Source organism: Acinetobacter terrae, assembly GCF_002135195.1.
Classification (GTDB): Bacteria; Pseudomonadota; Gammaproteobacteria; order Pseudomonadales; family Moraxellaceae; genus Acinetobacter; species Acinetobacter terrae.
Genome location: NZ_NEGF01000003.1, coordinates 165498 through 185640 on the forward strand (window position 1 = coordinate 165498; position 20143 = coordinate 185640).

General features: G+C 43.0%; 19 protein-coding genes and 1 pseudogene. 15 read left to right on the forward strand and 5 right to left on the reverse strand.

The features are described 5' to 3' along the window. Positions 1–65 precede the first annotated feature (65 nt). The gene (locus B9T23_RS04990) at positions 66–980 is read right to left on the reverse strand and encodes a LysR family transcriptional regulator (RefSeq protein WP_067722600.1); all 915 of its coding nucleotides are present in this window, start codon (positions 978–980) and stop codon (positions 66–68) included. 115 nt (positions 981–1095) lie between these two features. Here B9T23_RS04990 and B9T23_RS04995 point away from each other — a divergent pair, with 115 nt between their 5' ends. The 14 genes and pseudogenes from B9T23_RS04995 to B9T23_RS17210 all read left to right on the forward strand — a co-directional run. Next, positions 1096–2205, forward strand: coding sequence for a muconate/chloromuconate family cycloisomerase (locus tag B9T23_RS04995; RefSeq protein ID WP_086193253.1), 1110 nt, complete (start codon positions 1096–1098; stop codon positions 2203–2205). Between the two features lie 15 nt (positions 2206–2220). After that, positions 2221–2511, forward strand: a complete 291-nt coding sequence (catC, locus tag B9T23_RS05000) for a muconolactone Delta-isomerase (protein ID WP_086193254.1) — start codon at positions 2221–2223, stop codon at positions 2509–2511. Positions 2512–2660: 149 nt separating this feature from the next. Continuing rightward, positions 2661–3581: a catechol 1,2-dioxygenase gene (gene catA / locus B9T23_RS05005; RefSeq protein WP_086193255.1), complete on the forward strand. Its 921-nt coding sequence runs from the start codon at positions 2661–2663 to the stop codon at positions 3579–3581. Positions 3582–3662: 81 nt separating this feature from the next. Further along, a complete protein-coding gene (gene benA, locus B9T23_RS05010; RefSeq protein ID WP_086193256.1) occupies positions 3663–5048 on the forward strand; it encodes a benzoate 1,2-dioxygenase large subunit in 1386 nt (461 codons plus the stop codon). Then, positions 5045–5536, forward strand: a complete 492-nt coding sequence (gene benB / locus B9T23_RS05015; protein ID WP_086193257.1) for a benzoate 1,2-dioxygenase small subunit — start codon at positions 5045–5047, stop codon at positions 5534–5536. Before benA ends, benB begins: the two co-directional genes overlap by 4 nt. 90 nt (positions 5537–5626) lie before the next feature. Further along, on the forward strand, positions 5627–6643 hold the full coding sequence (gene benC, locus B9T23_RS05020) for a benzoate 1,2-dioxygenase electron transfer component BenC (protein WP_086193258.1): 1017 nt from the start codon (positions 5627–5629) through the stop codon (positions 6641–6643). Positions 6644–6659: 16 nt separating this feature from the next. After that, positions 6660–7445, forward strand: a complete 786-nt coding sequence (benD, locus tag B9T23_RS05025; protein WP_086193368.1) for a benzoate diol dehydrogenase BenD — start codon at positions 6660–6662, stop codon at positions 7443–7445. Between the two features lie 60 nt (positions 7446–7505). Next, the gene (gene benE / locus B9T23_RS05030) at positions 7506–8726 is read left to right on the forward strand and encodes a benzoate/H(+) symporter BenE (protein ID WP_086193259.1); all 1221 of its coding nucleotides are present in this window, start codon (positions 7506–7508) and stop codon (positions 8724–8726) included. Positions 8727–8753: 27 nt separating this feature from the next. Then, positions 8754–9425 carry a 3-oxoacid CoA-transferase subunit A gene (locus tag B9T23_RS05035; RefSeq protein ID WP_086193260.1) on the forward strand — a complete coding sequence of 224 codons (672 nt, stop codon included), beginning with the start codon at positions 8754–8756 and terminating at the stop codon, positions 9423–9425. Between the two features lie 21 nt (positions 9426–9446). Continuing rightward, positions 9447–10103 (forward strand): 3-oxoacid CoA-transferase subunit B, encoded by a 657-nt coding sequence (locus B9T23_RS05040; RefSeq protein WP_086193261.1) that lies wholly within the window; start codon positions 9447–9449, stop codon positions 10101–10103. Positions 10104–10237: 134 nt separating this feature from the next. Next, positions 10238–11443: a 3-oxoadipyl-CoA thiolase gene (pcaF, locus tag B9T23_RS05045; RefSeq protein WP_086193262.1), complete on the forward strand. Its 1206-nt coding sequence runs from the start codon at positions 10238–10240 to the stop codon at positions 11441–11443. A gap of 102 nt (positions 11444–11545) precedes the next feature. Beyond that, positions 11546–12322 (forward strand): 3-oxoadipate enol-lactonase, encoded by a 777-nt coding sequence (gene pcaD, locus B9T23_RS05050; protein ID WP_086193263.1) that lies wholly within the window; start codon positions 11546–11548, stop codon positions 12320–12322. A gap of 152 nt (positions 12323–12474) precedes the next feature. Beyond that, on the forward strand, positions 12475–13194 hold the full coding sequence (locus B9T23_RS05055) for an SIR2 family NAD-dependent protein deacylase (RefSeq protein WP_086193264.1): 720 nt from the start codon (positions 12475–12477) through the stop codon (positions 13192–13194). Between the two features lie 82 nt (positions 13195–13276). Next, positions 13277–13423: pseudogene (locus B9T23_RS17210) on the forward strand (HAD family hydrolase); the annotation flags it as partial. A 279-nt stretch (positions 13424–13702) separates the two neighbouring features. Here B9T23_RS17210 and B9T23_RS05065 read toward each other — a convergent pair. The 4 genes from B9T23_RS05065 to B9T23_RS05080 all read right to left on the reverse strand — a co-directional run bounded on the left by B9T23_RS05065 (position 13703) and on the right by B9T23_RS05080 (position 18896). Beyond that, positions 13703–14041, reverse strand: coding sequence for a hypothetical protein (locus B9T23_RS05065; RefSeq protein ID WP_086193265.1), 339 nt, complete (start codon positions 14039–14041; stop codon positions 13703–13705). A 198-nt stretch (positions 14042–14239) separates the two neighbouring features. Then, positions 14240–15742, reverse strand: a complete 1503-nt coding sequence (locus B9T23_RS05070) for a succinate CoA transferase (RefSeq protein ID WP_086193266.1) — start codon at positions 15740–15742, stop codon at positions 14240–14242. Positions 15743–15841: 99 nt separating this feature from the next. Next, a complete protein-coding gene (locus tag B9T23_RS05075) occupies positions 15842–17011 on the reverse strand; it encodes a thiolase family protein (RefSeq protein WP_086193267.1) in 1170 nt (389 codons plus the stop codon). Between the two features lie 103 nt (positions 17012–17114). Beyond that, entirely contained in the window at positions 17115–18896 is a 1782-nt protein-coding gene (locus tag B9T23_RS05080; RefSeq protein WP_086193268.1) for an acyl-CoA dehydrogenase C-terminal domain-containing protein, read from the reverse strand. Between the two features lie 637 nt (positions 18897–19533). Here B9T23_RS05080 and B9T23_RS05085 point away from each other — a divergent pair. Beyond that, the gene (locus B9T23_RS05085) at positions 19534–20142 is read left to right on the forward strand and encodes a TetR/AcrR family transcriptional regulator (protein WP_086193269.1); all 609 of its coding nucleotides are present in this window, start codon (positions 19534–19536) and stop codon (positions 20140–20142) included. The last annotated feature ends 1 nt before the right edge of the window (position 20143 follow it).

Below are 20143 nucleotides of genomic sequence, written 5' to 3' on the forward strand. Positions count from 1 at the left end.
AAAAATCACGGTTTGATTTGCGTATGACAATGCTAAAAATTGTAGGGAGATGAGACCTGGATCTGTTAAATTACGGCACGGTCATAAACAATCGCTTCAAGGTCATAAACCTGATAAATACAATCAAATAATGAGCGGATATCTTCACTTTCATCCATGCTGCGTATCGCCAGAAAAATAGGACTAACAGCAGCATCATCAAGTAAAGGAATATAGTGCAAATGCGATAACTGAATGGTTCTAGCACTTTCAGGAACCACGCAAATCCCTTCACCTGCGGCAACAAGTCCCAAAGCCAGCTGGATTTCACGTACCTCTTTTAAACTTTTTGGATCGAGACCGTATTCCGAAAAAAGCGATCGGACTTGGGTAGAAAAATTAGGTTTAGGGTGGCTTGGGTATAAAAACAGGTTCTCATCCACAATATCGGTCAGATAGACGCCTTTCTTTTGCATGGCAAGTGGATGACTGGCATGCACCGCGACCATTAAAGGCTCTTCGCGTAAAAGTATCCGTCTAACTGCAGGATCCGAAATTCGTAGTCGACCAAAGCCTACATCAATCCGCCCTTCCTTCAGCGCCTGAATTTGATCTTTGGTGCTCATTTCGATGAGCTCAATTTTTAAATGCGGCTGTTGTTGACGGAATAGATAGACAATTTTCGGTAATAAACCATAAAGCAGAGAACCGACAAAACCCATAGTTACGGTTTTTTCGACCATTCCTACACGCTGTGTCATGGCCTTAATTTCCTCGGCATTAGACAAAAGTTTAACAGCGTGTTGATAAAAGAACTGACCCGCTTCAGTGGTCAGTAATGGTCGGCTTCCACGCTCAAAAAGCTGGATACCCAGCTCTGCTTCAAGGTTTTGTATCTGACGGCTTAAAGGAGGCTGAGCAATAAACAGTTTTTCAGCCGCTTTCGTGAAACTTTGCTCTTCAACCACGGCAACAAAGTATCGTAAATGTCTTAGTTCCATAATTAACCATACCTTTAAAGCATAATAAAATGCAAATTTGATCTTAGACAGTATATATTTATTCTTTTAAGGTATACCACATGAGATAGACAAAGCAAGATTGGGAAGCTTAAAGATGTACAAATCCATAGAAACGTTGCTTGTTGAAATTCCAACCATCCGTCCGCACAAGATGGCTGTGGCAACCATGCAAACCCAAACATTAGTGTTGGTGAAAGTCACGACTGAAGATGGTTTTACCGGTTGGGGCGAAGCGACCACGATTGGTGGATTGGGATATGGTGAGGAAAGTCCGGAAAGCGTCAAAACCAATATTGAAACATATTTTGCGCCATTACTAAAATCACTTTCAGGTCTAAATGTCGCTCAAATAATTAAAACGCTTAAACGTAATATTAACGGTAACCGTTTTGCTAAATGCGCTATTCAAACTGCGCTACTGGATATTCAGGCACAACGCCTAGGTTTGCCGTTGAGCGAAATCCTCGGTGGCCGTCTGCGTGATAGCGTGCCCGTGCTTTGGGTGCTTGCTTCAGGTGATACTGAAAAAGATATTGCTGAAGCGAAAAAAATGATTGAGCTGAAACGTCATAACGTATTCAAACTCAAAATCGGTTCACGTCCTGTAGAAGACGACGTTGCCCATGTCTTAGCGATTAAGAAAGCTTTAGGTCCAGATATCTCGATTCGTGTCGATGTCAATCGTGCCTGGTCAGAACTTGAAGCGGTTAAAGGCATTCAGTTATTGCAGGATGGCGGTGTTGACCTGATTGAACAACCCTGTGCGATTGAAAACCTGGATGCAATGCAGCGTTTAACACGTCGTTTTGATATTGCCATTATGGCGGATGAATCATTATACGGTCCGCAGAGTGCTTATCAGATTGCCCGTAACAACGGTGCATCAGTATTTGCAGTAAAAATTGCCCAGTCAGGTGGTCTGATTGAAGGTTGTGAAGTTGGAAAAATTGCCAAACTTGCAGGAATTGACCTGTATGGCGGCACCATGCTTGAAGGTCCGGTCGGTACCATTGCTTCAGCGCATGTATTCTCAACTTTCGAAAGCCTGGCTTATGGCACAGAGTTATTCGGCCCACTGCTATTGACTGAAGAAATTTTAAAAACACCGCTTCAATATCAAAACTATGAGTTGGTTCTGCCAACTGTACCTGGTTTAGGTATCGAACTCGATTTAGACAAAATTGACAACTTACGTCGTCAGTAATTGAAGGAGTTAGACATGCTTTTCCAAGTACGCATGGATGTAAATATTCCCCTGGATATGCCAGCTGAACAAGCCAACGAAATTAAAGCCGTTGAAAAAGCTTATTCACATGATTTACAGCGTCAAGGTAAATGGCGTCATATCTGGCGCATTACCGGTCAGTACTCAAACATCAGTATTTTTGATGTCGAGAGCAATGAAGAGCTACACAATATTTTACAAGGTCTTCCGCTATATCCGTATATGAATATTGAAGTTATGCCGTTGAACCGTCATCCTTCTTCTATTCATGAAGACGATCGCTAAGTTTCAAACATGCAAGATGGCGAACTTCTTCTCCATCTTCGCAAAAGCAACATTCAAAGGGTAATTAACAAGGACTGTGGCAGCCAGTGATCTCAAAGCAAACACTGAGAAACTAGCCACCCAAAAGCATACTTCCAAGGAGTAACAAAATGGATCGTCAAACGATTGAAAATGTAGTTAAAGCTTGTAACGTGGACACTTCTGAAGGTCCAGTAAATGCACGCGTACAACAAGTACTGGTACGTTTAGTTACAGATTTATTCCAAGCGATTGAAGACTTAGATTTAAGCCAATCAGAAGTTTGGAAAGGTATTGAAACTATTATCGACATTGCAAAAGCAGATGAGTTTGCATTGATGGGTTCTGCAGTAGGTCTTGAACATTTCCTTGACTTACGTGCTGATGAAGCAGATGTAAAAGCAGGTTTAGCCGGTGGTACACCACGTACGATCGAAGGTCCACTTTATGTCGCAGGTGCACCTGAATCAACTGGTTTTGCACGTATGGACGATGGTTCTGAAGAAGGTAAAATCCCGACGCTTATCATCGACGGTACAGTAACTGATACTGATGGCAACATCGTTCCGGGTGCTAAAGTTGAAGTATGGCATGCCAACAGCCACGGTAACTATTCATTCTTTGATAAGTCACAAAGCCACTTCAACCTACGTCGCTCAATCTTTGCAGACGAAAAAGGTCAATACACTGCGCTTACCACCATGCCTGTCGGTTATGGCTTAAACCCTGAAGGTCCACTTCAAGGCGTATTAAACCAGATCTCTCGTCATGGTCAACGCCCTGCTCACGTACACTATTTCATCTCTGCACCGGGCTTCCGTAAATTAACTACCCAGTTCAACATCGAAGGTGACAAATACCTTTGGGATGACTTCGCATTCGGTACACGTGAAGGTTTGGTTGCAGAAGCTGTTGATGTTACTGATGAAGCTGAAATCGCGCGTCGTGGTTTGAAAGGTCCTTTCAAACACATTCAATTCAACGTCGTTCTTCAACACGATAAAGAAGGTGCACCTTCTACTGAAGTTGAACGTCGCCGCGCAAGCGCTTAATGAGCTCATGATAAGGAACCGAGATGTCAATTTAATGACATTTCGGGGACTTACCCAAATTTGGAAAGTCGGAGAACGGACATGCCACGTATTCCTGTAATTAACACCAGCCATCTCGATCGCATTGATGAATTACTTGTTGAAAACTATGAAACAGGTGAATTCAAACTTCATCGTTCAGTATTCACAGATCAAGCCTTATTCGATTTAGAGATGAAATATATCTTTGAAGGCAATTGGGTTTACCTGGCACATGAAAGCCAAATTCCGAATAATAACGATTTCTATACCACTTATATTGGCCGTCAACCAATCATCATTGCACGTAACCGTGCAGGTGAATTGAATGCCATGATTAATGCCTGTTCACACCGTGGCGCACAATTGTGTCGCAATAAGAAAGGCAATAAAGCGACCTATACTTGCCCATTCCACGGTTGGACATTTAACAACTCGGGTAAATTGTTAAAAGTTAAAGATCCTGCTGATGCAGGCTATTCAGACTGCTTTAACAAAGATGGTTCTCACGATCTTAAGAAAGTAGCCCGTTTCGAAAGCTATAAAGGTTTCTTGTTTGGCAGCTTAAACCCCGATGTTCCACCGCTAGAAGAATACCTTGGCGAAGCGACTAAAATCATGGACATGATTGTGGGTCAGTCTGATCAAGGTCTTGAAGTTTTACGTGGTGCTTCTACCTACACTTATGAAGGTAACTGGAAGTTAACTGCTGAAAATGGTGCCGATGGTTACCACGTGTCTGCAGTACACTGGAACTATGCTGCAACGACTCAGCAACGTAAAGAAAAAGAAGCCGGTGACAACATTCGTGCCATGAGTGCGGGTTCTTGGGGTAAACAAGGCGGTGGTTCTTACGGTTTCGACAATGGTCACATGTTACTTTGGACCCAATGGGCGAACCCTGAAGACCGTCCAAACTTCCCTAAAGCAGAGGAATATACCGAGAAATTCGGTGCTGCAATGGCGAAATGGATGATCGAGCGTTCTCGTAACCTGTGTATTTATCCAAACGTCTATTTCATGGATCAGTTCGGTTCACAAATTCGTGTACTTCGCCCGTTATCTCCAAGCAAAACTGAAGTGACCATTTACTGTATCGCCCCTGTGGGTGAAGACAAAGAAGCGCGTTCACGCCGTATTCGTCAGTATGAAGACTTCTTTAATGCTTCAGGTATGGCAACTCCAGACGATCTTGAAGAATTCCGTGCCTGTCAGGCGGGTTATGCCGGTATTGCGCTTGAATGGAATGATATGAGCCGTGGTGCAAAACACTGGATTCAAGGTCCAGATGATGCAGCCAATGAAATTGGTTTAAAACCAAAACTTTCAGGAATTAAAACTGAAGATGAAGGTTTGTATCTTGCTCAGCATGAACACTGGTTACATCTGATGAAAGACGCGATTACTTCTGAAAAAGAACTTGCTGCAACTGAAGGAGAAAACGCATGAGCGCGATTACTTTAGAAAAAATTGCTCAATTCCTCTACAAAGAAGCTCGTTTTCTGGATGATGAACAATGGGATGACTGGTTACAGTGCTATGCCCCATCAGCAGAATTCTGGATGCCATCTTGGGATGATGATGACAAACTGACTACAGATCCTCAGTCTGAAATCTCTTTGATTTATTACCCTGACCGTCAAGGTTTAGAAGACCGCGTGTTCCGTATCAAGACTGAACGTTCTTCTGCAACCATGCCGGATACCCGTACCAGTCACAACATTTGCAATATTGAAATTGTTGAACAAAACGGTGATCAAGTAACTGTGCGTTTTAACTGGAATACTTTGAGTTTCCGTTATAAAACCAATTACAGCTACTTCGGTATGTCACGTTATGTGATTGATTGCTCAAGCGAGCAGTTCAAAATCTTGAACAAATACGTGGTTCTCAAAAATGATTACATCAATCAAGTGATTGATGTGTATCACCTCTAAGACTGCTCACACAGACGGTAAAACCTTTCAGCCAGATGGAAAATTGGCTGAAAGGTCCAGTTACAAAGATTTAATATAGGATATTCAGCCATGTCAAACCACAATGTTGCACTTCAATTTGAAGATGGCGTTACACGTTTTATTTCTGTTTCGGACGGAGAAACACTGTCAGATGCAGCCTACCGTCAAAAGATCAATATTCCTTTAGACTGCCGTGATGGTGCTTGTGGAACGTGCCGTGCGTTTTGTGAATCAGGTTCATATGACATGCCTGAAGAAACTTATATTGAAGATGCTTTAACCCCTGAAGAAGCAGCTGAAGGTTACATCCTAGCTTGTCAGTGTAAACCGACTTCAGACGCAGTATTCCAGATTCAAGCTTCATCAGAAGTTTGTAAAACTGAAATTCACGCATTCCAAGGTACTTTGGCGCGTGTAGAAAATTTATCTGACTCGACCATCACCTTTGACATCCAGTTAGACGAAGGTCAGCCTGACGTTCACTTCTTGGCAGGTCAATATGTCAATGTGGGTATTCCAGGAACCACTGAAACCCGTTCTTATTCTTTCAGCTCTAAACCGGGTAATCGTTTAACCAGTTTTGTGGTACGTAACGTACCAAATGGCAAAATGAGCGAGTTCTTAAGTGCCAATGCCAAAGCGGGCGACAAAATGACTTTCGCCGGTCCATTTGGTAGTTTCTACTTACGTCCAGTTACTCGTCCTGTGTTAATGCTTGCAGGTGGTACGGGTATTGCACCATTTATGTCAATGTTGCAAGTGCTTGAAGAAAAAGGTTCAGAACATCCGGTACGTTTAGTTTTTGGTGTAACCAATGACTTTGACTTGGTGGCAATTGAAAAACTGAATGAACTTCAAGAGAAATTCCCTTGGTTTGAATATCGTACTGTAGTTGCAAATCCGGAATCTGCACATGAGCGTAAAGGTTATGTGACAGGTCATATTGAAAATGACTGGTTAAATGCAGGCGATGTCGATATTTATCTGTGTGGTCCTGTCATGATGGTAGAAGCCGTACGCGGCTGGTTAGATGCTGAAGGTGTTAAACCTGCAAGCTTCTTATTTGAAAAATTCTCTGCAAACTAATTCGGGAATCCATCAAATGTCTGATCGTCAAAGATTTCAAGATAAAGTCGTAATTGTGACCGGTGCCGCTCAAGGCATTGGTCGCGGTGTGGCGCTGCAAGTTGCCAGCGAAGGCGCACAAGTGGTGATGGCTGACCTTTCCCCTTATGTGGAAGAAGTACTGGCTGAAATTGAAGCCACTGGTGGCGATGCGATTACTGTCAAAGCCAATCTGGAAACTTTTGCCGGTGCCCAGTCGGTCGTTGAAAAAGCAATAGCGACTTATGGTCGTGTCGATGCCCTGATTAACAATGTCGGTGGCGCGATCTGGATGAAACCTTTCGAAGAATTTTCTGAAGAAGAAATTATCAAGGAAGTGAATCGTTCATTGTTCCCAACGATGTGGTGCTGCCGTGCAGTGCTACCTGAAATGATTAAAAATCAAAAAGGTACTATCGTTAACGTTTCATCTATTGCAACACGTGGTATCAACCGTGTGCCTTACTCTGCTTCTAAAGGTGGCGTAAATGGTTTAACGGCTGCCCTTGCATTTGAACATGCCAAAGATGGTATCCGTGTCAATGCGGTGGCAACTGGGGGTACAGAAGCGCCACCACGTAAAGTGCCACGCAATGCCAATCCACTTTCTGAAAATGAACAAGCGTGGATGCAACAAGTAGTCGATCAAACCATTGACCGTACTTTCTTGGGGCGCTACGGCACCATTCAAGAACAGGTGAATGCCATCGTATTTTTGGCTTCAGATGAATCTTCATATATGACAGGAACTGTGGTTCCTGTAGGTGGTGGCGATCAGGGTTAAACCTGATCTCATCAAAATTCAACAGGATCATTGAATTCTACGCATGGAGGCAATAGCGCAATGACGACCCTGTTAAAAACATTAAAAGATGATTGGTCCATTTCAGCCACGGTCGCAGGATTTTTGGCCGTGCTGATTTCCTATTCAGGTCCACTGATCATTTTTTTCCAAGCCGCCCAAAAAGCGCAAGTTTCCAGTGCCATGATGATTTCGTGGATTTGGGGAATTTCAATTGGTGCAGCTGTTGCCGGTATTTTTCTTTCGATTAAATACAAAGTTCCGGTGATTACCGCGTGGTCTGCACCGGGAACGGCATTATTGGTGACCCTGTTCCCCAATATTTCATTGAATGAAGCCATCGCCGCATACATCACTTCTGCTGTGGTGATTTTTTTGATTGGAATTACCGGTTATTTCGACAAATTATTGAAATGGATTCCCCAAGATGTCGCAGCTGGCATGATGGCCGGAATCCTTTTTCAGTTTGGTCTGGGGCTGTTTACTGCAACTGACACCATGCCGATGATTGTTTTTGGCATGCTGATGGTGTTTCTCGTTGCAAAGCGTTTAGTGCCACGCTATGCCATGGTTTGGGTGCTCGTTTCAGGTGTGGTTCTGAGTCTGGTTTTAGGCAAGATGAATCCGGTGGATGTCGATTTCACCCTCGCCATTCCGCAATTCATTGCCCCTGAATGGACATGGAGTTCAACCCTGAATCTGGCCATTCCACTGATTCTGGTCAGTCTTTCCGGTCAGTTTTTACCGGGTATGGCCATCATGAAACTCAGTGGTTATGACACTCCGGCTAAACCGATTATCACGGTAACCAGTATTGCATCCTTGGCAGTCGCTTGTGTCGGTGGGATTACCATCGTTCTGGCCTCTATCACTGCTGCTTTATGTATGGGTAAAGATGCCCATGAACTGAAAGACAAACGTTATATCGCCGGAATCGCTAACGGTATTTTTTACATTTTAGGCGGTTTATTTGCCGGCAGTATTGTGATGTTGTTCAGCTTACTGCCTAAAGAACTGGTCGCTGCATTAGCAGGTCTTGCTTTACTGGGTGCGATTGCAACCAATATTTCTGTCGCGATGAAAAATGAATCTCATCGAGATGCAGCTCTCATCACTTTTTTAGCCACTGCCTCTGGCATGCATTTTTTAGGGCTCAGTTCCGTATTTTGGGGTATTTGTATCGGTGTCATTGCACATTTAGTTTTAACTAAACCTGAACCGAATAGCACTGCTCTCCCTTCAACTCAAAGCTCTAAAAGTTAATGGGTAAATGATTGTCTAGGAAACATTATGATTGATAAAAGCTCCGCTTCACTGACTGAAGCACTTTCCCAAATTAAAGATGGTGCAACCATCATGATTGGTGGTTTCGGTACGGCTGGCCAACCGGCTGAACTGATTGATGGCTTGATTGAACTGGGTGTTAAAGACCTGATCATTGTCAACAACAATGCCGGTAATGGCGATTACGGTTTGGCCAAGCTGCTCAAAACCGGTGCGGTGCGCAAAATTATCTGTTCTTTCCCTCGTCAGTCCGATTCTTATGTGTTTGATGAAATCTATCGTGCCGGGAAAATTGAACTGGAACTTGTTCCGCAAGGCAATCTGGCCTGCCGTATCCAGGCGGCTGGTATGGGCCTCGGTCCCATCTATACCCCAACCGGTTTTGGTACCTTGCTGGCGGAAGGAAAACCGACCCTGAACTATGACGGCAAAGACTTTGTGCTGGAAAATCCAATCAAGGCCGATTTTGCCTTGATCAAGGCGCATCAGGGCGACCGCTGGGGCAATCTGGTTTACCGTAAATCGGCACGTAACTTTGGCCCGATTATGGCCATGGCAGCCGATGTCACCATTGCCCAGGTTTCTGAAGTGGTTGAACTGGGTGCACTTGATCCAGAGCACATCATCACCCCGGGGATTTTTGTTCAACACGTGGTTGCAGTAAAACCTGCACAGTAATTGGCATTGGAGTATTAAAAGATGAGTTATACCAAATTAAGCCGTGACCAGATTGCTGAACGTGTGGCACAAGACATTCCAGATGGCGCCTATGTCAATCTCGGGATTGGCTTGCCGACCAAGATTTCCAGCTACCTGCCTTCAGACAAAGACGTGTTTTTACACTCTGAAAATGGTTTGCTGGCCTTCGGTCCTCCTCCTGCTGAAGAAGACCGTGATCCAGAGTTAATTAATGCCGGTAAAGAGTTTGTCACCTTGCTTGAAGGCGGTTCTTTCTTCCATCATGGCGATTCATTCGCGATGATGCGTGGCGGTCACCTAGATATTGCTGTGCTTGGCGCATTTCAGGTCGCTGAAAATGGTGACCTGGCCAACTGGCATACCGGTGCACCGGATGCCATCCCAGCAGTGGGCGGTGCGATGGATTTGGCAGTGGGTGCAAAGAAAGTCTTTATCACTACAGACCACGTGACCAAAAAAGGCGAACCAAAGATTGTTTCAGAACTCAGCTATCCGGCAACCGGCCTGAAATGTGTCGACCGTATCTATACCGACCTGTGTGTGATTGATGTGACAAGCGACGGCATGAAAGTGATTGAGAAAGTTGAAGGTCTGTCATTTGAAGAATTACAGTCATTGACCGGTGCCAAACTGATTGATGCGACTCAATCAAATTAAGGGGAAGTCCCTCCTTTATTAAAGGAGGGATTTAGGGAGGATTTGAGGAATAAAACTACTTCATTAAATCCCTCCCAACCTCCCTTTAAAAAAGGGAGGAGTTTTCTTCTTTTAAATATGTGAGTAAATACACAATGAAAAATGCATATATCGTAGATGCCATCCGTACCCCATTCGGTCGCTATGCCGGTGGTCTGGCACCCGTTCGTGCCGATGACCTCGGTGCACTTCCAATCAAAGCCTTGATCCAGCGAAATCCGTCAGTGAACTGGGAATCGGTGGATGATGTGATTTATGGCTGTGCCAATCAGGCCGGCGAAGACAACCGTAACGTGGGTCGCATGTCAGCACTGCTTGCAGGTCTGCCTTATCAGGTGCCTGCAACGACCGTCAACCGTTTATGTGGTTCATCGCTGGATGCGGTGGCGATGGCAGCGCGTGCCATTAAAGCCGGTGAAGCAGACCTGATTATTGCCGGCGGTGTGGAATCCATGAGTCGTGCGCCATTGGTAATGGGCAAATCGGAAACTGCCTTTGGTCGTAGTCAAAAACTTGAAGACACCACCATGGGCTGGCGTTTTATCAATCCAAAACTGAAAGAAATGTATGGTGTCGAAACCATGCCGCAAACTGCTGAAAATGTGGCTGCACAGTTCAACATTAACCGTGCAGACCAAGACCAGTTTGCTTTCTCAAGTCAGCAGCGCACAGCAGCAGCACAAGCAAAAGGTTTCTTTGCCAAGGAAATCGTGCCTGTGGTGATTCCGCAGCGTAAAGGCGATCCTGTTGTCGTGGATACCGATGAACATCCACGTGCTTCAACAACATTAGAAGGTTTAACCAAGCTGAAACCTGTGGTGAAAGCCGAGGGTACGGTGACGGCAGGTAATGCGTCAGGAATCAATGACGGGGCAGCAGCCCTTCTGATTGCTTCGGATGATGCTGTAGCACAGTATGGCTTGAAACCACGGGCCAAAATTATTGGCGCAACGGTGGTCGGCGTTGAACCTCGCATCATGGGCTTTGGTCCTGCACCTGCGATTAAAAAGCTGTTGAAACAAACTGGTTTGACTTTAGAGCAGATGGATGTCATCGAGCTGAATGAAGCCTTTTCTGCTCAAGCGTTAGCCGTAACCCGTGACCTAGGTTTAGAGGATGGCTCAGCAAAAGTGAATCCGAATGGTGGAGCGATTGCGATTGGTCATCCCCTCGGTGCATCAGGTGCACGTCTGGTGACGACTGCTTTAAATCAGCTGGAACAAACTGGTGGCAAGTATGGCCTTTGTTCAATGTGTATTGGTGTCGGTCAAGGTATCGCTTTAATTATTGAACGCGTTTAATCCTCATTCAAAGTCCCCCTTTCTTGCGCATCGACTTAAAGCAATGCTTAAGTCTCGCTCAGGGGGATTTAGGGGGATTTATAAGATTAAGGATTTAATGAAATGCCAACTTTTAGCTCTAATGGTGCTCAAATCAATTACCAAACCTTTGGTAATGTGACTAAACCTGCGATCATTTTTTCAAATTCGCTTGGGACGAATTATGCAATGTGGCAACCTCAAATTGATCATTTTAAAGATGATTTTTTTGTGATTTGTTATGACACACGCGGTCATGGTGCATCATCAGCTCCACAAGGTCCCTATACGCTTGAGCAATTGGGTCAAGACGTAGTGAACTTGCTTGACCATCTTAATATTGAAAAAGCTGTTTTTTGTGGTATTTCAATGGGTGGCTTAACCGGTCAATGGCTTGCCGTTCACAAGGCCAAACGTTTTAACCAAATCGTTGTCTGCAATACTGCAGCGAAAATTGGTCAAGAACAAGCGTGGAATGAGCGCGCAGCACTGGTGCGTGAGCAAGGTTTACAGCCGATCGCTTCAACTGCAGCCGGGCGCTGGTTTACAGATAAATTTATTCAAAGCAATGCAGCAGAAATTGAAAAGTTGCAAAACAGCCTGGCAGCTGGCAGCGCCGAAGGTTACGCAAGTTGCTGTGAAGCTTTAGCAAAAGCAGATTTACGTGAACAGTTAGAAGAAATTCGTGTACCGATACTGGTTATTGCAGGTCAAAAAGATCCAGTGACCACAGTTTCAGACGGTCAATATATGGTAAATCATATTAAAAATAGCGCATTATTTGAAATTAATGCCTCGCATATTTCAAATATTGAATGTCCAAATGAGTTCAATCAGGCTGTTCAGCAGTTTATTGCTTAATAGAAAAATAACAGAATTAGCCCTCACAAATTTGTGGGGGCTTTTGCTTTATAGCGGCTCAAAAGTAAAATTGCAGTGCTCTATAAAACCTATCAAAACCTGAATAATTTATGATACGTTTATTTAAATTAAAGACAAAGAACTGAGAAAAAATGCCAAAAATCGTGATCTTTTCCGGTGCAGGAATGAGTGCAGAAAGCGGAATCAATACGTTTCGTGATCATGATGGGCTCTGGGAAAACCACAAGATTGAAGATGTCGCGACGCCCCAAGCATGGAAAAGAAATCCGGAACTGGTGCAACGCTTTTATAATGCACGGCGCAAAAGTGTTTTGGAAGCACAGCCAAATTTAGCCCATCAACTGATTGCCAAAATTCAAGACTTTGCAGATTGTTATGTGATTACCCAAAATATAGATGATTTGCATGAACGTGCTGGAAACCGGTATGTCCTACATTTACATGGCAATATTCGCTTAGCCAAAAGCTCTGCCCCAGGTGCCCAGTATTCTGAGACTTTCTATCCGATTCAAGGTTGGGAATTAAATCTGGAACTCGACAAATGCCCGCAAGGCTATCCGCTGCGTCCGCATGTGGTCTGGTTTGGCGAAGCAGTTCCGGCTTATGAACAAGCCATGCAACTGGTTCAAGATGCCGATATTTTTATCGTGATCGGATCCAGTTTAGTGGTTTACCCAGTTGCCGGACTGATTCATGAAATACCTGAAAGCTGTGAAGCCTATTATATCGACCCTAAAGCCGATCACCTTCGTGTACCGCAGCAATATCATTTAATCCCCGAAACAGCGACTCAAGGCATGCAAATCCTATTTAGCCAGCTTCAACAAAGATTTTCAAATCATAGCTCATGAGAAAATTTTGTACTTAAAGCGCTGTCCATATTGAGACGAGATATAATTCAGGTCATTCAACTCAACAAAACGTAAAATGTCGATGTTTCAAGGAAAAAAACTAATTTGTTTTGATTTAGATGGAACTTTAATTGATTCCGTCAGTAGCGGAAATCAAGGGGATGCCAATTTGATTGAACAACTCACACCAGCAAAAATAAATCTAGACCTTATTCAACAACAGCGTGATACGTAACTTAAAAAAGTGTATTTAAAAGTCTTCAACAATTTGAGGTTCAAGCTGAATATTGCCTCATTATTGAAGATTCATTGATTAGTGTTGAAGCAGTTCACAATGTGAGGATCGATATAGGCTATCTATGATCAATATTCGGTACATGAATTAAAATAAATTAAAACCTATACAAATTATTTTGTGCAAGATTATGCCGAGTTATTAAATTCTATCAGTGAGATAAAAAAGATGCCGTAACTAAACTAAGCCACGGCATCGGATACAATCATTCAATTATTTTGCTTTTTTATAAATTGAGCCTGAACCCACCAGATTTCCGGTTTTCTCGTCAATCGCAAAATCAACCACACCGGCACCTGCATTCACCTCAAGCAAACCATTCTTGCTAACTGAGGCAGGAACAGGATTTTTCTTTTCAGTTTTACCGGTTGCTTTGTCTTTTAAGGTATTGGTAATGAAATAATTGTCACCATTTTTGGCAATCACGAGTGAATTTTCAAGTTTTGGGTTTTCTAAGGTATTTTTCCAAGTACCTTGATAATCCGGTGCTTTAGCACAAGCGGTTAACAGAAGTAATAACGTAATTGCTGAAAAATATTGAATATATTTCAAAATTTTGACCTTGAGTATTGCAAAGCGGTCATTATAAAAAGAACGCCTTTTCGATTAAGCAGGTTCTTGTAGGCAAAGCGTTTCAGCAGTACTGCATCTGTCTTGCTTTCGTCATTTTTTGAAATTTATATCCACATTTCATTCATAAAAAAAACCCATCTCATGATGGGTTCTCTCATTTTCTAGTTAGATTTGGTCTTATGCAGTTTTCTGCATATTGCCAGTTTCTTCAAATTTTGCATGCCAAGACAAAGCTTCCTGCAAAATATGCGGTGTGTGCCCGCCCTTAGCACAAGCACGGTCAAAATAGTCGTTTAACGCATCGCGGTAACATGGATGCACACAGCAGTCAATAATCTTGCGGGCACGTTCACGCGGTGCTAAACCGCGTAAATCTGCCAGACCCTGCTCCGTAACTAAAACATCAATGTCATGTTCGGTATGGTCCGTATGACTGACCATGGGTACGACTGACGAAATTGCGCCCCCTTTGGCAATCGACTTAGTCACAAAAATTGCCAGATGTGCATGACGGCTAAAGTCACCTGAACCGCCAATTCCGTTCATCATTTTGGTACCGCTGACATGGGTCGAATTCACGTTGCCATAGATATCAAACTCAAGTGCCGTGTTAATCGCAATGATCCCTAAACGACGGATGATTTCAGGATTATTGGAAATTTCTTGCGGCCGTAGCACAATCTTGTCTTTGTATTGTTCAAAGTTTCTCATGACGCGTTTGGCACAAGCGTCAGACAGGGTCATTGAACAACCTGAAGCAAAAGTCATTTTGCCAGAATCAATCAAGTCGAAAGTACAGTCCTGCAAAACTTCCGAGTACATTTCCAGATGATGAAAATTGGAATGCTCAAAGCCAGAAAATACTGCATTGGCAATTGAACCCACACCTGACTGTAATGGACCCAGATTTTCCGGCAAGCGCCCTGCTGCCACTTCATTCTCAAAGAACTGAATCAAGTGTTTGGCAATGGACAAGGTATCGCTATCCGGTTCATCCATATTGAAGGATGTATCTGGAATATCATTCAGTACAATCGCGGAAATCTTTTCAGGACTGACCTGAATTCCAATCGTACCAATTCGATCGCCGGCGTGAATCAAGGGAATCGGTGCACGATTTGGACGGGCTTTGGGCACATAAATATCATGGACGCCTTCAAGCACAGGATTGATTGTATTATCAATTTCAATAATCACATGATCAGCCATTTCAATAAAGTTAGCCGAGTTACCGCATGAACCTGTTGGAATAATCTGACCATCTTCAGTAATGGCGGTTGCTGCAATGACAGCCACATTAATACGCGGTAAATTATGATGACGAATATTATCTGCCATTTCAGACAGATGCTGATCGATATACATCACTTCACCGTCGTTAATGGATTTACGCAAGCCAGGATCGGCCTGATAAGGATAACGACGTTGAATGGCATGCGCTTCATTCAAGCGGCCATCAATTTTATTGCCCAAACTTGCACCTGTGGCAAGAGTAATTTTTAAAGGATGTTGTTGAGCGAAATCAGCCAAAGCCAAAGGGACAGTTTTGGCTTCACCCGCACCACCAAAACCACTTAAACCTATTACAGCACCGTCTTGAATCAGTTCAATCGCTTGTTGAGCAGACATTATTTTGTCGCGAAGGGAGACTAAGCGAATGCGTTCTAAACCGTTTTTCATTTAAAAAATCTCAACATAAACATAATTTTTGCCATCATCCTAGCGCACTAGAATCATGGCGTTTGTTGTGCTGTTTCATGTATTTATTGTTGTATCGGTTTAAATCAATTCAACTGCAACAGCAGTCGCTTCACCACCACCAATACATAATGTTGCAATGCCCTTCTTGCCACCGGTACGTTGAAGTGTATGGATTAGCGTGACAATAATACGTGAACCCGATGAACCCAGTGGATGTCCAAGTGCACACGCACCACCGTTCACATTGACTTTGGCTTCATCTAAATTGAAAGCATCCATGGCTGCCATGGTCACCATCGCGAAGGCTTCATTAATTTCCCAAAGATCCACTTCTGCAGCAGTCCAGCCAGTTTGCTTCAAGACTTTCTCAATTGCGCCCACCGGAGCAATGCTAAATTCAGAAGGATGTTGTGAATGACTTGCATAGGCTAGAACTTTAGCCACAGGTTCAAGACCACGTTCAGCTGCAATTTCTTCAGAAGTGATCACCAATGCTGATGCACCATCGCTGATTGAGCTAGAATTTGCCGCTGTAATGGTTCCATCTTTTTTAAATGCTGGACGTAAAGTTGGAATTTTGTCTGCTTTGGCATTCAGTGGTTGCTCATCTTGCTCAACCACTACATCGCCTTTACGGCTAGATACGGTTACAGGTGCAATTTCTGCCTTGAAATAACCCTTATTAATTGCCGTTACTGCTTTATTTAAAGAGCTGATCGCAAAAGCATCTTGTTGCTCGCGGGTATAGCCTTTTTTATCTGCCATTTCTTGTGCAAGGATACCCATGGAAAGCCCGGTTTCAGCATCTTCCAGGCCTTCCTGGAACATGTGATCAGTAGTTTTGCCATGTCCCATACGGTAACCGGAACGTGCTTTTTCAAGTAAATATGGCGCATTACTCATGGATTCCATACCACCGGCAACCACAATTTGTGCAGAACCTGCTTTAACAGCATCGGCAGCTTGCATCACCGCTTTCATACCAGAACCACAAATTTTATTGATGGTGGTCGCACCAGTAGAATCAGGTAAGCCTGCCTGGCGCATGGCTTGACGCGCCGGACCTTGCTTTAAACCCGCAGGTAAAACACAACCAAAAATCACTTCATCAATATCTGTAGGCTGTAAGCCTGAACGTGCAACCGCTTCTTTAATGGCCACTGCACCTAAATCGGGTGCGGTACATGCAGAAAGTGCGCCTTGGAAACCACCCATCGCTGTACGTACACCATTCACAATAACAATCATTTTTTCCATCCTAATTTATAAATTTTGTTGTTTGATATGAGCAGAAGACCCAGCCCATATCATTTCCATCTATGTAAATCGAGGTTAAACCCAAGTGCAGACCTTAAGATTGAGCAGTAAAGTAATCTTCTGGCAACTGCATCATCAAGTTTGAACTGGCTTTAATTTGTGCAATATGTGCAGTTAAGCCGGGTAACACTTTCTCTGCAAAGTACTGCGCCAAAATAAGTTTGTTTTGATAGAACGCTTCTGTTTTAGCTTGAGCCGCTTGCGAAATTTTCGCAAACATATAGCTGAAGCTCAGCAAGCCCACTGCATGCAAGTAATCTACCGCAACACCATTGGCAAAATCGGGTGCGCCTTTCGCCTGTTGCAAAATAAACTGGGTGATGGCTTCTACTTCGCTACACGCATTTAAAGTTGCGGCTTTAATTGCAAGTGAATCATCAAGTGTAGCGACAAATTCACGAATTTCAGTGATATATTCCGCCATATTCGCACCATTGTTGCGAATGGTTTTACGACCGATTAAATCCTGAGCTTGTACGCCGTTGGTGCCTTCATAAATTTGCGAGATCCGTAGGTCACGAACACACTGTTCCATACCCCATTCACGGATATAACCATGACCACCAAACACCATTTGTGAATCGAGTACAGCATTTAATGCCGTATCGGTTAAATAGGCTTTGGCAATTGGGGTTAACAACGCTACGCGGTCATTGGCTTTTTTAACCGCTTCTGCATCACTCGAAAATTTGGTGATATCCAGTTGCTGACCGACATACACGGCAAATGCACGCGATGCTTCATTGTTGGCACGACCATTTAGCAACATACGACGGACATCACCGTGGACCAGAATTGAATCGGCTGGTTTCTCGGGTGATTTCACACCTGTGGCACTGCGGCCTTGTAGGCGGTCTGTCGCATATTGTGCCGCATTCTGATAGGCAAATTCCGATGCGCCTAAACCTTGAATACCCATAGATAAACGTTCGTAGTTCATCATCACGAACATGGCCGCCAGACCTTCATTTTCCTTGCCCACAAGGAAGCCTTTGGCAGCATCAAAGTTCAATACACACGTTGCGGAACCTTTAATCCCCATCTTGTGTTCAATTGAACCGGCCCCCATCGTATTGCGTTCGCCCAATGAACCATCTTCATTGACCAGGAATTTCGGCACGATGAATAATGAAATACCGCGTGAACCTGCTGGTGCATCCGGTGTTTTAGCCAACACCAGATGAATAATATTTTCTGATAGGTCATGCTCACCGCTGGTAATGAATATTTTGGTTCCGCTAATGTCATAAGAACCATCTTCATTGCGTTCAGCTTTGGTTTTAATAATGCCTAAATCAGTCCCTGCATGCGGTTCGGTTAGGCACATCGTACCCGACCATTCACCTGTGTAAATTTTAGGTAAATAGGCTTGTTTTTGCTCTTGAGAGGCGTAGTTATTCAATGCCATGCCTGCACCCACAGAAAGTAGCGGGTAAAGCATAAATGATGGATTGGTTGCCCAAATCATTTCATCAGCAAGAACGGTCAGCATTTTCGGCATGCCTTGACCGCCCCATTCTTCTTCCGCACCCAGGCCAATCCAGCCGCCTTCTGCATATTGCTTAAATGCTTCTTTAAAACCTTTTGGCGTGGTGACTACCCCATTACTAAATTGAGCGCCGCCTTCTTCATCACTTGAACGGTTTAAATCCAGAATGACATTTTTAGAAAATTTGGCCATTTCTTCTAAAATGGCATTGGCTGTTGCCATGTCAATGTGGGCTAAGTCGTCGTTGCCTTGCCAAAAATCTTCAGCCTTAAATACATCATTTAAAATAAAATCCATGTCTTTAAGTGGTGCGTTATAAATAGGCATATTGCTTTCCTTGGGTGAAGACTTCGCATTGAATATTGAAGTGCTTTTTTAAGTTGTAAAAACCTAAACTGAAAATAACGAGCTTTATTTCAACCCATATATATTTAAAAATAAAATTTGGGCGTTCAAACCGGTTTTCAATATCCATCAGGAGAAATGCTATTGAATTCAGGACCAAATTTGAAGAACAATCCCATAAGGGTTTAAGCGTTAAAATGTGTTCATCTGATGTTCACTCGAATGTTGGCTGAATAAAACATCTTTTCTGTAATTTACTTTGAATTGAACGATCCATCCTAAAACCTAATCTTTAAATATACGATTGAAATACTGTTTGATCAGCACATTATTCTGTTTGCGTTTAATCCGTGATTTCACTTTTCAGCGCAAAAAGACAATAAAATAATTATTACCTAATTGGAATTTTATTGGCGATTATTGACCTCTCAGGTTCTCATTTATTGACTTTTAATTTTCGCTATGCAATTGAGAGCTATGAAATTCAAAATAGGGTTAAATAAAAATATCTATTTTAAATATTAATTTTCCCCATACCCGACAATGGTGGAATGGTCATCACGATTTTATTGGTATATGTTGAAGGCGCTTTTTTTAATGTCTGCTTGGGACGATTGCAATGAATACAGTACGCCAACAAAATTTTCTATTACGCAAAGAGAAAATTTTAGCCATGGCAGAAACGCTGTTGCTGGATAACAATCAAGATATTACGCTTGGAGAGTTAGCCTCTGAACTGGATATTGCTAAGGGTACCATTTATAAACATTTTAAAAGCAAGAATCAGCTGTATTTAGAATTGATTATCTTGAATGAAAAAAGACTGTTAGAAATTTCAAAGAAATATAAAAATAATATTAAAACCTATGTCTCCCAGTACATGCTATACAACATGTTAAATGCCAACCGCACTATTTTATTACATGTGATTGAAGACCGATTAACCAATAATGAAAGAAAATTAAAAGAATTATTTGAAGAATTATATCAGGTGCGTGAAGAACGGATTATCGAAATCAAAGACATGACTGATGAATATTTAAAATCACTTGATAGCGCCATGTCGATTCGCGATTATTTATCTTATATCTGGACGGTGACCTATGGGGCATCTTTATTACTCAATTCAACCCATTATCAAAAATCCATTGGTTCACGGGAACGCTTAATCAAGCTGTATATTAATCAAGCGCTCATGACTCCGGATAAAATTTCTTCGGTAGATTAAT